Origin of the sequence: Nocardia sp. NPDC101769, assembly GCF_044766925.1 — a bacterium.
In the GTDB taxonomy this organism is placed as follows: Bacteria; Actinomycetota; Actinomycetes; order Mycobacteriales; family Mycobacteriaceae; genus Nocardia.
In genome coordinates this window covers 230,581-244,231 of record NZ_JBIWMX010000005.1, presented here as the reverse complement: position 1 = coordinate 244,231, position 13,651 = coordinate 230,581, and the positions used below count along the sequence as shown (strand labels likewise).

The following is a 13,651-nucleotide window of genomic DNA, read 5'->3' as shown; positions in this document are numbered from 1 at the left end:
TGCTCATATGCGTGGCACGAACTTGAGATAACGTCTCACGCAACATTCATACGGGTTGGCTATCGCCGCCCTGGCCGGAGACCGGGGCTGGGGGTCCGCTGCGAGGTATGGCCGGTGCCACCCGCAGCAACCGAAAGGGAAGACGCTGTCCCCCACAGCTCAAGCCGCACCAGTGCGGGAAACCGACGCCATCACCGCCATGCCGATGCGGACCGACCGCATCGAATGGGAAGAACGGCTACTGGCCGACGAAGGACTGCTGCGGCACATCGCCGACAAGATCAAGGGTCCATTCCACGTCATATACCCGGATCAGGTCGTCGAGAACATTCGCGCATTTCAGAAGGTATTCGCCAACAGCGAGGTCAAAGGACGAATCTATTACGGGAAGAAGGCCAACAAGTCCGCCTGCGTCGTGGCGGCGTGCGCCGAGGCCGGGGTGGGCATCGACGTGGCCAGCGTCGATGAGCTGACCACCGCGGAGGCCGGCGGAATTCGAGGCCCGGATCTGATGGTCACCGGTCCGCACAAGTCGGATGAACTGCTCACCAGGGCCGCGAAAGCCGGCGCCCTGATCGCCGTCGACAGCCTCGGCGAACTCGCTCGGCTGAGCGAGCTTTCCCGCCGGGCCGACAGCAATGCACCCGCGCGAATCGTCATGCGCGTCCTCCCGCCGAACTCCTGCAGCCGCTTCGGCATGACCGCCGAGGAGCTCGATGCGGCGCTGCCCCGAGCGGAAGCCATGCTGGTTCGCTTGGAGGGCTTCAGCTTCCACCTCGGTGGATACGAGGCCGCGCCGCGGGCCGAACTCGCACGAGCGCTGGTCGAGCGCTGTCTCGACGCCCGCGAGGCGGGGCACCCTGCCGACACCATCTCCATCGGCGGAGGCTTCAGTGTGAACTATGTAGGCGCCGCAGCATGGAATGCCTTCTCGCGCAGCGTGAATGCCCATTGGTTTCAAGGCGGACGAATCCCGCGCGGGGAGTCCTATCCCTACCACTGCCCCGCACCCGGGCCGGAGATGCTGAAGAACATCCTCTCGCACAGCAATCTGGGAAATATCCTGCGCGAAAAGCATATTCGCCTCGCGATCGAACCGGGCCGCGCCCTGCTGGATCGAGCGGGCAGCACCGTCTTTCGCGTCCAGGGCCGAAAGACCCGGGTTGCACACGGACTCCCGTACGACATTCTGACCGTCGACGGCACCAGTTTCAGTCTTTCCGAACAATGGTTCGACAGTGAATACCTGCCCGACCCGGTCCTCTGGCCGGAACGTGCCGGAGCCGAGACCCCGACATGCGTCGGCGGCGCCTCGTGCCTGGAGTCCGACATGCTCAGTTGGCGTCGGATTCCCCTGCCCCGCGCTGCCGAGGTTGATGATCTTCTCGTATACCCCAATACCGCCGGATACCAGATGGACAGCAACGAATCACGATTCCACGGATTGCCGATTCCACCGAAGATCGTCTTGCGCGACAAAAAAGATGGGCGACAATTCACATGGGCGCGCGAGAAAGATCCGCACGAGCCCGAAATCTGTCAGCACTGCTCCAGCACTCACCCTGCGCTGCACCCTTCCTAAGGAGAGGCCCGCTATGCCGGTTATCGCCAGGCACGTGTCTGAGCTGATCGGGCAGACACCGCTATTCGAGCTCGCTGTCAGTCCCACGACCAGGACGCGTCTGTTGCTGAAGCTCGAAACCATGAACCCGACAGGCACCGCCAAAATTCGGATGGCCCGGGCCATGGTGCTGGACGCGGAACAGCGCGGACAGCTGCTTCCGGGCGGCCATATCATCGAATCGACTTCCGGGAATACGGGTTTGGGGTTGGCCGTAGTGGCGCGGGAACGCGGGTATCGGTTCACCGCGGTGGTCGACCACCACGCGTGCTCAGCGAAGTTGAATGCCATGCGCGCGATGGGAACCGAACTCGAGTTCGTCTCCGATGGTGACGACGAGGGCCTCTCGACCTCGGCTCGGGAGGAACGCGCGGCGCAGATGGCGCAGGAGGAAGGACCCGGCGCCTTCTTTCCCGCACAGCACGAGAACCCTGCCAATGGCGTCGGGTACTACGCGCTGGCCGAAGAACTGCTGGAGGTCCTTGAGAAGATCGATGTCGTCGTCGGCGCGGTCGGTACCGGCGGCTCGCTATTCGGTACCGCCCGTGGTCTCCGTGACCGTGGCTGTGAGCCCAGGCTGGTCGGAGTCGAGCCCGAGGGCTCCATCGCCTTCGGCGGTCCGGCGCACGACTATTGGCAGTCCGGGACCGGGACGCCACTGGGAGCCGCACCCGGAATTCACGTGGAGCAGGATCTGCATCTGATCGATGAGCGAGATCGGGTCAAGGTCTCCGACGTCGACGCGTTCGCCACCGCCCGGGCCCTGGCCGCGGAGGCCGGGCTGCTGATCGGCGGTTCCTCCGGCAGTTCGGTGCACGCGGCCCTGACCCGGCTCGAGGAGTACCCGGACTTCTCCACCGTCGTCGTCATCATCAACGACGACGGGGAGAAGTATCTCGACACCGTGTTCGACGACGGGTGGATGAGCGACCGCGACCTGATCGATGTGGAGCGCGAGACCAAGATCGTGGAACTGCTGCGGGCCTACGCACCACCGCGCCGCCCGGATCCCGGCGAACTCACCCTGCGGCGTCACATCCATCGGGCGTTCCCGGACAACTTCGCCGTCGAGAAGGGACTGACCGGGACGCACCTCGACGACTACGTCGACATGAAAGTGCCGCAGGCCAAGTGGGCTCGTGTGCTGCACCGGGCCGGCATGCCGGCGCACGAGATCGGAGATCTGCTCGCCACCACCGGCGAGAGCGGCCTCGTCCAGGCGCTCGAAAAGCACAGGAATCGCCTGATCGATCAGGCCGCCATGATCTCGGAGGCGCTCGCGAGTATGCGAGGAGTAGGGCAGGAGCGGCCCACCACGCACACCATCCCGCTGCCCGTCTCCGCGCTCGCGGACGCGAGCGCCGACGCGGACGGAGCTGCCACGAAATGATCGGGGCGCTTCGGCAATCCGATGGGAGGGCGCTGACTTCGCTTGCCACGCCCATCGCTTTGACCCAGCTGGCTCAGGTTGCGGTGTCCACCACGAATATTGCGTTGATGGGGACGCTCGGGGTGCGGGAGGTGGCCGCGGGTGGGTTGGCGCTGGTGTTGTTCAACCAGATTCGGACCATGTGTGTGGGGTTGATTACCGGGACGGGTAATCAGGTGGCGACGGTGGTGAGCCGGGCCGAGAAGCACGGGCGAGGAGCCGAAGGGGAAGTTCGGGAGGTGGTGCGGTCGAGCTTCCTGATCGCGACGGTCGCCGGATTGCTCGGCGGCGCACTGCTCATCGGGCTCGGATGGGCGCTGCGATGGCTGGGGCAGGATGCGCAGGTGCTCGCGCAGGCGCGGCCGATGATGGTCGCGCTGGCGCCGGGACTGGTGCCGTGCCTGTGGTTTCAGGTGTTGCGGCAGTACACCGTCGGGATGCAGCGGCCGCAGGCACTGCTGCTGGTGACACTGGGGTCGGTGGTGCTGAATCTGGGGTTGGCACTGGCGTTCATACACGGCTGGGCCGGACTGCCCGAACTGGGGCTGACCGGGGTCGGCGTGGCCACCTCGCTGGTTTTCCTGATCACCTTCGGGGTGTTCTGGGCGATGGTGCGTCGGGATCCGAAACTCGGTGCGACACTGCCGGTTCGGATGTGGCCGGTGCATGCGGCGACGGTGTGGGAGGAGTTGCGGCTGGGGACGCCGATCGCACTGACCTACGGGTCGGAGGCGGGCATGTTCTCGGTGCTGGCGCTGGTGATGGGGAGTCTGGGGGCGGCGGCGCTGGCGGCGCACAATATCGTCTATCAGATCGTGTACATGGTGTTCCAGGTGGCGATCGGGCTCTCACACGGGGCGTCGATCCTGGTGAGCAAGGCGGTGGCGCGGGACGAGTTCACGCACGCGCGGTCGGTGGCGTGGCTGGCGCTGCGGTGCGTGGCCGTGGTCGCCGGGGTCACAGGGGTCGCGTATGTGCTGGCGCCGGACTGGGTGCTGCGGCCGTTCCTGGCCGACAGTGATTCGGCCACGGTGACACTGGCGCACACGCTGTTGCTGATCGCCATCGTCCTGCAGTTCTCCGACGCTGCTCAGAACATCGGGGTCGGGCTGCTCCGCGGACTCAAGGACACCAGGGCCGGGTTCCGGCTCTCGCTTGTCGGGTACTGGGGTGTGGGATTGCCCACGGCGCTGCTGCTCGCGTTCCCAGCACACCTGGGCGCGGCGGGCGTCTGGTGGGGTCTGGCCGCCGGTCTGGCCACCACCGCTGCCCTGATGCTGCGCCGCTTCTTCGCCCTGCTACATGCGCAGGAGCAGGCGAATCCGCGGGTGCTGGCCGGTAGCCTCGGGCATTAGCCCGACACCCAAATCTCACCTTCCCGCAAGCATGTCGTCACTGGGCGCGGGCAACCTGAAAGAAACGGGCTTCGCTATTCTGGCGACGAATTCGGCAAGCGCAGTCGACAGGGTCGGCAAGCCTAGGGCGCACACCACCAACGCCGGGGAGGATGTCCGTGCACATCTCGCGAGTCGCCGAGTATCCGAGGGCAGATCATGTCCTGTTCCATTTCAGCGACACCCATCTGATCGCCGCCGACGCCGAGCTCTACGGTGCGGTCGACGCCGAGGCGCGGCTGACCACGCTGCTCGGGCAGGCCGAGGCGAGCCGCATCGCCCCGACCGCCATCGTCTTCACCGGCGACCTCACCGACCAGGGCGAGCCGGGCGCATACCGCAAGCTGCGGGATCTGGTGGAGCCGTGGGCCGAACGGATCGGCGCACCCGTGGTGTGGGTGGCCGGCAACCACGATGACCGGGCGGCGCTGCGCGAGGAACTCCTCGACGCGGTGCCTTTGAACGACGCGGCTTCCGGCGCACCGTTCGACGCCGTGCACATGTTCGACGGGTTGCGCGTCATCGCCCTCGACACCACCGTCCCCGGCCACCACTGGGGCGAGATCACCGATGACCAGTTGGCCTGGCTGCGTGAGGTTCTCGCCGAGCCCGCCCCCTTCGGCACCGTACTGGCCATGCACCACCCGCCCATCCCCTGTGTCCAGGACCTGGCCGTCCTGGTCGAGCTACGCGACCAGCGCCGCCTCGCCGATGTCCTCGACGGCACCGACGTCCGCGCCATCCTGGCTGGGCACCTGCATCTTTCGAGCACCGCCACCTTCGCCGGCATCCCGGTCTCGGTCGCCTCGGCCACCTGCTACAGCCAGGACATGGCCGCCGCCGAGGGCGGCCAACGCGGCCGCGACGGCGCCCAGGCCTTCAACTACGTCCACATCTACCCCGACACCATCGTCCACTCGGTAGTCCCCATCGGCCACGGCCCCACCGTCGGCAACCCGGCCGACCCCACCCAGGCCGCCGCCAAACTCGCCGGCGCCGGCATCATCATCCCCCCTGCGGCCCGCATCCCACACGTCCTCCGCCGCCGGACCGAGGCCCCCGAATCCGACGGCGAGACAGTCCTCTGACCGAGAACCCTGCGGGAGCCGAAACCCCTTCGGACTGCATCCAATTCGCCACCGCCCTGGTTCCCGACCGCGAGTGGTAGTGCGCGTTCAGGCCGGTTGATCTTGCTGCCCGTCCGTGCGCGTTTCTTCGATCGCAGGACCCCTCTACCACTCCTGTCGAGTGGCTTGGTCGAGGCAGGATGTGCGAGCGGCCTCGACGCTCATGGCATCCGTGGCCCACAACGGCGAGATCGCCCTTCGGGATCGGCAACCGGGCGGCGCGCGAGAATGATCCCCCCGAGCTTGCTCTCGGCTGAGGTGAGAGTTCTGGATGCCTCGACGACGAAGCCGGCATCCTCGAGCCACGCATACATTTGGCTGTGCTGGCGACGATGGACATAGAGCTTCATTGGGTGCCCGCCATAGCCCTGGGTCATCAACTGCGACTCGTCTCCGACGTGGAACCCGAGCAACAGCGGCCCGCCGGGCCGAAGCACTCGCTGGAAGTGCGCGAAGACCAGACTGATCTCATTGTCGGGGATGTGGATCAGCGAGTACCACCCGACCAGGCCGGCCATCGAGGCGTCCGCCAGAGCGAGGCTCGTCATAGAGCCAAGATCGAACCGGAGGCCGGGGTGATCACGCCGAGCCACCTCGATCATTCCGGGCGACAGGTCGATTCCGAACACGTCCACGCCCAGTCGACACAGGTGAGCCGTGATCCTCCCCGTCCCGCATCCCACATCCGCAACTGGTCCCCCGCCCTGGGCACGCACCAGATCGGCGAACAACGCCAGGACAGCGCGCTCTTCGGGTGTTTCATCCAGAAGGTGACGCGTCAGGTCTGCATAACTAGCAGCGACGGTGTCGTACGACGCCTGCGTGTCTTCCAGCCATCCACCAGCATTCGGTCCCATCCCCACCACGGCAGGTTACACACCAGCCCACGACCCCTCAGTTCAGCAAAGTCGAGATCGACTGCACCACGGTCGATCCTTTCCATGGACACCGCTGGATGCGCAATCGGCACTGCAGGATCCGCGGCGGCACACTACATCCGCTCATGCCTGACCGCGCTGACAGAACCAGCGAGCACGGACCCTCGGAAATCAACGGGCAGGGGTCATCCGAGCCCGCTGACCGAACGTCGTCAGTGCACGGTAGCCGCATATAGCGCTGACCGAACCGACCAGCGCGAGGCGTCCGCGGCCGGAACCTGTTGCGGTGCAGAACATCCGCTTCTGCCGATGAGCGTTCATCCGCTGGAGGGCCTCGAGAGTTCGTTGTTGTCATCGTCGGGTTCCCGCGACATGACAGATCGATCGGACGGTTTCCGTTGTGTTGTGGAATGTTTCGCGTGTAGCCTGCTGGACGTGCAGCGAGTTCAGTTCACTACGACGCCGGAGGACATCCCGGCGCACTGAACCCTGTTCTGATCAGAGCCCCGGGCGGATGCCCGGGGCTTTCGCGTGTGGTCATCCGCCCTCGACACAGAGGAGACCCACGTGTACGACCACCGAAAACTGGGCCGGGAACTCGGCCTGTTCGACACCGATCCCCTGATCGGGGCCGGACTACCGTACTGGTTGCCCGACGGCGCGATCGTGCGCCACAGTCTCGAGGAATACATCCGCACCGCCGAATGCGCGGCTGGCTACCAGCATGTGTACTCGCCAGTGCTCGGTAAACGTGAACTCTACGAAATCTCCGGCCACTGGGCACATTACAACGACGACATGTACCCGCCGATGGACATCGGCGGCGAACAGGTGCTCCTGCGTCCCAGCCTGTGCCCGCATCACGCGGTGATGTACCGGTCCCGCTCACACAGCTACCGTGAGCTGCCCCTGCGCATGGCCGAACTCGGCGCCATGTACCGCTCAGAGTTGTCCGGCGTCCTCGGCGGTTTGACCCGAGTGCGATGCATCCAGCTCAACGACGCACACATCTTCTGCACCCTCGATCAGGTCGCCGATGAGGCGGCCGCCGCGCTGGCGCTGATTGGCACCGCATACCAGGCCATGGGAATCACCGACGCTCGCTACCGGCTGTCGCTGCCCGGTGCGAGCGGAAAATACGTGGCAGCACCGGAGATGTGGCGGCGGGCGAGCAAGATCCTGAGCGAGGTTCTCGACAGATCCGGCGTGCCCTACGAATCCGTCGAGGGCGAAGCCGCGTTCTACGGCCCGAAGATCGATGTCCAGGTCAGCGACCATGCCGGCCGTGAATCGACCCTGTCCACCGTCCAGGTCGATTTCTACCAACCCGAGCAGTTCAACCTGCACTACACCGGCGCCGATGGCGCCAAACACAGGCCGGTCATGGTGCACCGCAGCATCATCGGCAGCGTCGAGCGAGCGGTCGCCCACCTCATCGAACATCACGGCGGGGCTTTCCCCGCCTGGCTGGCTCCGGTTCAGGTCGCGGTGCTGCCGATATCCGACGCCGAAGAACCCGCCGCCGCCCAACTCCGCGACCACTGCCTGAACGCGGGACTGCGCGCCCAGATAGTGAACGCCGAGGCAGGGAGCCTGGGGGCGCGCGTACGCGAAACCCGCCTGGTGCCATACCAGTTCATCCTCGGCCCGGCCGAAGTCTCCAGCGGGAACGTGGCCGTACGGCTGCGAGACGGACGCCGTCTTCCCACCCGATCTTGCAGTGACGCCGTCGCACAGATCCAGGCACTGATCCAGGCCCACGAGACTCGCCTGTGGGCTGATTGATCCCTACCGGTGACCAACGGTGAACCGGCATCACCCGATCTCGACGGCGTGCCGCGCCCCAAAGAGGGCCGTCAACTGCGCGCCGTTCAAGTAGTTCGGCCAGCGGTGTCGGTTCGCAGCCGTTGCATCTCGGGACGGTCAGGTTCACGGACATCTTTCGGCAACGCACTCCTGCCGCCGGAACCCGCCAGCGCGGGGGGCGCTGGCGCCCGGAACCCGGTGCGGCGCAGAACGTCCGCTATTGCTGAATGCCGTGCATGCTGGGTGCTAGCTTTGCCACGGACCAGACCGCTCGAGTAGCGTCGTTCTGCGGCCAAGATCACGTCACGACGGCTGCAACTGCCTACAATGCGATAGCCACCGGATACGCCGACTTCACAAAGCGCGCTGCAGCAGCCCCAATGATCGTTTGAGCCTGCAGCCACAGACGCTCGAGCATGGGGTCGGTGCGCTGATCGAGTGCGCGGTCACTAGCTATGGCAGCTGGCCGAGTTGGTGACCGTGTTTCGGAAGTTTCGTGTGGCGCCGCGGTAACCGTCTTGGGCTGATTCCGACACAGGCCGGCGGCAAGTGCCCGCGCGGATCGGGGGCGCGCAGCCGCCAGGAGTCGACCTCCAGTCACGGCCCGAACGCACTCAATTGCCGCATGCCGCGCTGATCGAACCGGCCAGCGCGGGCATCAGCGGACGGAACCTGGTGCGGTGCAGAACATCCGCTACTACCGAATGTCGCGCCTTACTCGGGCTCTGAGTATCCGCCGTTACGGATACGCGCAGGATCGAGGCCGCGGGCCCGCGGGCGCATATCCACTCGAAGATGTATCGCGATAGTCCCATTCGACCGATTTTCTTCTCGCGTAACAAGCGAAACAACACCTCGTTGCCTCCATGGCTCGATCCTTGTTGGACCGATTGGATCGGACATGGTAAGACAAACGATGATGCGAACGACCGACCGAGTGAGTGTGAATCGCCGGGTCGGCGATTCACACTGTTGCGACAAAAGTTTCAGGAGCGTCACCGATCACCGTTGAATTCCCGAGCATGCCCGCTCGTGCTGTGACACCCAAGAAGAGCTCGCTCCCACGGTGACGCCGGATTGAGGCAGAACGGCGCCGACCATCGGTCACGGCCACACCAGAAATCTCCGGGCAGCACTTACGGTGAGCGCCGACCTCCCATTCCGAGTACCAGCGGAGATGCCCCGCATGCTCTATGGCATCAGCCGATTTCCGCGAATCAAACTACGCCAGCGCCCTTTCGGATCGGGCAAACCTAGTCGGAGAAGAGAACATATGAACATGTCGGTCCTTGTGCGTACGAGTGTCGGCATCGCTGCCGCGACAGCAGTCGGGGCTGCGTGCGTGGTCACTGCGTCGACGGCGTCCGCGGTGTTGACAGTGTCCGCGTCACCGGCGTACTGCGTCGGCTCGACCTACACGATCTCTGTGCCCGCCGCTGACGCCACGACCATGGCCACCCAGTATCCATCGGGCTTCGACCACTTCGTCTTCCTCGAGAGGTCCTCATACGACGGGAGCCCAGCTGTCGGAATCGGCACCGCGGCATATGTAGCCGGCCAAGATGTGACAGTGCAATGGACACCGACCACCGCTGGACAACGAAACCTCGTGGCGTCCGCCGTCTGGTCGACCCCGCAGGCCAACACCGACAGCGACTTGGCCGGGCCGATCACCGTCGTCCAGAACGCCCCCGATGGGTCGAGTTGCACCCCGTCCGGCGGCGGAACCGGCAGTGCGAGTTCGGTTCCGGTAATCGGCGGTCTCTTGAGCAGCCTTTCGCCGCATTAGGTCCTGTGTCCCAATGAGCTGAATCGACCGGCGGCCGCATTGCTGGGGCCGGTCCGTGCGGCGGCGGCCCGAGTCGAAAGCCGGGCGTGTCCCTGGGCAGCATCACGCACCTGGGCGGTCCATCGTGCGATGTTCAGACCTTTGAATTCTGTTGCAGCACGATCTGATGGCGGCAGAGCTCGGACGGCTACCGAATGCGGGGTGACGACGGCTGACCGAACCGGCCAATGCGGGGCGCCCGCGGCCGGAACCTGGTGCGGTACAGAACGTCCGCTATCGCCGAGGACCGGACATGCCGATGCTGATGAAGCTGTCCGGATACACGTCGGTTCGCAGCCTCGCGAAGTACGCGAGGGTGTCCCGATGAGGATTTCCTGAACCTCCGCGCCGACACCGAACTCGCCACGCGTCGCCAGGCCGGCGGCCGGACGAATAGTCCTTCAGCCCGAGAGGGACATGACGAGTACTGAGATATCTATCCCGTTGTGCGAAACGGCATTTCATGGCCTGCGCGAATGGCACTAGCCCACTGCCAACACTCTGACCTGGGGCGGGCCACCTCGGATAACGGATCGAGTGCGTGACATTGCCGGTGAAGGTGGCCTGTTCGACCTTCTCGTTGCGCGAAGCGGCATTTTATGTCCTCTGCGGCAGGCCAATAGCGTCGGACTCATGGAGTGGAATTTTCAGTCGGCGGAAGAGCTCGCGGCTGCGTTGCGTGCTGGTGAAGTGACCTCGGTGGAACTGACCGACGAGGCGATCGCCCGTATCGAGCGGGACGACAAGGCGATCAACGCGATCTGTGTACCTGACTTCGATAATGCGCGGGCCGCCGCGCGCCGCGCCGACCAGGCGCGTGCCCGCGGCGAGGACCGGCCGCTGCTCGGCATTCCGGTGACGGTGAAGGAGTCCTACGACATCGCCGGGCTGCCCACGACCTGGGGCATGCCGCAGCACGCGAACTACGTACCGAACGAGGACGCGGTACAGGTGTCGCGGCTGAAGGCCGCCGGCGCGGTGCTGCTCGGTAAGACCAACGTGCCGTTGATGCTGCGAGATATCCAGAGCTTCAACGAGATCTACGGCACCACCAACAACCCGTGGGATCACGGCCGCACGTCGGGCGGGTCGTCCGGCGGTTCGGCGGCGGCCCTGGCGTCCGGATTCGGCGCGCTGTCCCTCGGCTCCGACCTCGCCGGTTCGCTGCGCACCCCCGCGCATTTCTGCGGGATCTACGCGCATAAGCCGACACTCGGGCTGGCGCCGACCCGCGGCATGGTCGCACCACCCGCGCCGGCCTTGCCGATCGATCTCGACCTCGCCGTCGTCGGCCCGATGGCGCGCACCGCCCGCGACCTCACGCTCCTGCTCGACGTCATGGCCGGACCCGACCCGCTGACCCACGGCGTCGCCTACGACGTCGCACTGCCGCCCGCGCGCCACGAGCGGCTGGCCGACTTCCGTGTCCTGATCATCGAGGACCATCCGCTCATTCCGACGGGATCGGCGGTCCGGGCGGGCGTGAACCGGGTCGCCGAGGCGCTCGTCGACGAGGGCGCCCGCGTCGAACGGCACAGTCCGCTGCTGCCCGATCCGACCGAAGCGGCGATGCTCTACATGCAGCTGATGCTGTCGAACGCCGCCGCAAGTCTTTCCGTCGACGTGTACGAACAGCTGCGGACCCGCGCCGGCGCCCTGAGCGCGGACGACCGGAGTCTCGATGCGGCGCGGCTGCGCGGCATGGTGCTCAGCCACCGCGACTGGGTCGAGGCGAACAACCGTCGCGAACTCCACCGCCACGGCTGGCGGCAGCTCTTCGCCGAGTTCGATGCCGTGGTGTGCCCCATCACGCCCACTCCCGCCTTCCCGCACGACCACAACGGGGGTCTGGAGGACCGGCACATCGACATCGACGGCGTCCAGTACCCGTACTTCGACCAGCTCGTCTGGGCCGGTATGGCCACCATGCCCGGCCTGCCCGCCACCGCCATCCCAGCGGGCCGGTCCCCCGAGGGCCTGCCGGTGGGAGTGCAGCTCATCGGTCCGATGTTCGAGGACCGCACCCCGCTGCGGCTGGCCGAACTACTCGAGCAGAAGATCGGCGGCTTCCAGGCACCGAAGTAACGCGTACCACCGGGTATCCACCCAGGACGAAGCGCCCCCATAAATCGCAATCGACCACAACGAACCGAGAATCGTTGCAGAAGTCCCGCGCGGTCCGAGTCAGCCATGCGTCCTGACGGAAATCAACGCACTGAACTGCCGCATACCGCGCTGATCGAACCGGCCAGCGCGGGGCACCGGTGCCCGGAACCTATTGCGGTGCAGAACATCCGCATCTGCCGAGTTTCGCGCAACCGGCATAGCCCCGCACTACTGATCGCAAATCGCCCGCATTTCGCCAATTCCTCAGTGGTTGTGCGCGATTAGACCGGTCGACCGCAACATCGGCTGGCACATAGCTGTGCACCATCCTGGCTCACCCAGCGCTGGCAGAACCGGCCGGCGCGGAGCGGCCGGAACCCGGTGCGGCGCAGAACATCCGCTATTGCCGAATATCGGATGTGCCGTCCGGGGTTGTAGCAATCCCAAGGGTGGCCGACCGGGCCGTGTTGTCGGGATTGATCCTGCGGTTGAGCAGTGCCGCTGGGAGCGGGCTGCATTGTGTTGGTGCGGGTTAGGGCTCGAGCACGATTTTGCCGTGGGTGTGTCGGCGTTCGAGTTCGGTGTAGGCCTGGCGGACGTGTGTCAACGGGTAGACGTTGGCGATCGGGACTTCGAGGTGTCCCTCGGCTATCAGGGCGGCCAGTTCGGCGAGTACCTCGGCGCCCGGCCTGGCGTTGGTTCCGGGTTCGGTCATGACTCCGTACTTCGCGGCTGCTGCGAAATCGGCGATGGTGTCGATCCGCTCGACCGCGACGCCAAGAGCAAGGGCCAGTTCGACGTACCCGCCGCCGTGGGTGTCTATAAAGGCATCGATGCCGCCCGGTGCGGCGGCCTTGATCCGGTCGATGACGCCGTCACCGTACACGACTGGGATCACGCCGTGGCTTTGCAGCCACTCGTGGTTGTGCTGGCTCGCCAGGCCGATGACCGTGGCTCCGGCACGGCGCGCGAGCTGAACGGCGAGCGAGCCGACTCCTCCGGCTGCTGCGGAGACGACAACGGTCTCCCCCTTGTCGAGTTGCACGGAATGTACTGCCCCCCATGCCGTCACGCCGGCGACGTACAGGCCGCCCGCCACCTCCCATGAGACGTCGCGCGGTTTGGGTGTGAGGTTGTCGACGTCGACCAGGACCAACTCGGCCTGGGCGGCCCGCTTCTCGGAGAACCCGATCACCTCGTCGCCGACCGAGAATCGGTCGACGCCGACGCCGACTTCCGCGACGACCCCGGCGAGATCGCTGCCCTGCCCGGACGGAAAGGTCGAGGGAAAGATGTCAGCCATCGCGCCGGTTCGGATGGCTGCCTCACCGGGGTTGATGCCTGCCGCCTTTACCCGAACCAGGACCTGCCCGTCGTCAGGCACGAGGCGGTCGACATCGTCGACCCGCAAGACCTCGATTCCGCCGAACTCGTCGTATCTGACTGCCTTTGTCATTGTCTT

General features: G+C 65.8%; 7 protein-coding genes and 1 pseudogene. 6 read left to right on the top strand and 2 right to left on the bottom strand.

What is annotated here, in order from left to right:
* The first annotated feature begins 172 nt into the window (after nt 1-172).
* From ACIRRA_RS11940 to ACIRRA_RS11925, 4 genes and pseudogenes are all read left to right on the top strand, one after another.
* Nucleotides 173-1,582 carry an alanine racemase gene (locus ACIRRA_RS11940; RefSeq protein WP_402766468.1) on the top strand — a complete coding sequence of 470 codons (1,410 nt, stop codon included), beginning with the start codon at nt 173-175 and terminating at the stop codon, nt 1,580-1,582.
* A gap of 13 nt (nt 1,583-1,595) precedes the next feature.
* Nucleotides 1,596-2,630, top strand: a pseudogene (locus tag ACIRRA_RS11935) (cysteine synthase family protein); the annotation flags it as partial.
* A 377-nt stretch (nt 2,631-3,007) separates the two neighbouring features.
* A complete protein-coding gene (locus ACIRRA_RS11930; protein ID WP_402766466.1) occupies nt 3,008-4,405 on the top strand; it encodes an MATE family efflux transporter in 1,398 nt (465 codons plus the stop codon).
* Between the two features lie 158 nt (nt 4,406-4,563).
* Nucleotides 4,564-5,532: a phosphodiesterase gene (locus tag ACIRRA_RS11925; protein WP_402766464.1), complete on the top strand. Its 969-nt coding sequence runs from the start codon at nt 4,564-4,566 to the stop codon at nt 5,530-5,532.
* A 200-nt stretch (nt 5,533-5,732) separates the two neighbouring features.
* Here ACIRRA_RS11925 and ACIRRA_RS11920 read toward each other — a convergent pair whose 3' ends face one another.
* Nucleotides 5,733-6,428, bottom strand: a complete 696-nt coding sequence (locus ACIRRA_RS11920; RefSeq protein WP_402766463.1) for a class I SAM-dependent DNA methyltransferase — start codon at nt 6,426-6,428, stop codon at nt 5,733-5,735.
* A gap of 552 nt (nt 6,429-6,980) precedes the next feature.
* Here ACIRRA_RS11920 and thrS point away from each other — a divergent pair.
* The gene (gene thrS / locus ACIRRA_RS11915) at nt 6,981-8,234 is read left to right on the top strand and encodes a threonine--tRNA ligase (protein ID WP_402766461.1); all 1,254 of its coding nucleotides are present in this window, start codon (nt 6,981-6,983) and stop codon (nt 8,232-8,234) included.
* Between the two features lie 2,386 nt (nt 8,235-10,620).
* A complete protein-coding gene (locus ACIRRA_RS11910; protein WP_402766459.1) occupies nt 10,621-12,168 on the top strand; it encodes an amidase in 1,548 nt (515 codons plus the stop codon).
* A 553-nt stretch (nt 12,169-12,721) separates the two neighbouring features.
* On the opposite strand, the gene ACIRRA_RS11905 is transcribed toward ACIRRA_RS11910, so the two are convergent.
* The gene (locus ACIRRA_RS11905; protein ID WP_402766457.1) at nt 12,722-13,645 is read right to left on the bottom strand and encodes an NADP-dependent oxidoreductase; all 924 of its coding nucleotides are present in this window, start codon (nt 13,643-13,645) and stop codon (nt 12,722-12,724) included.
* Nucleotides 13,646-13,651 lie beyond the last annotated feature (6 nt).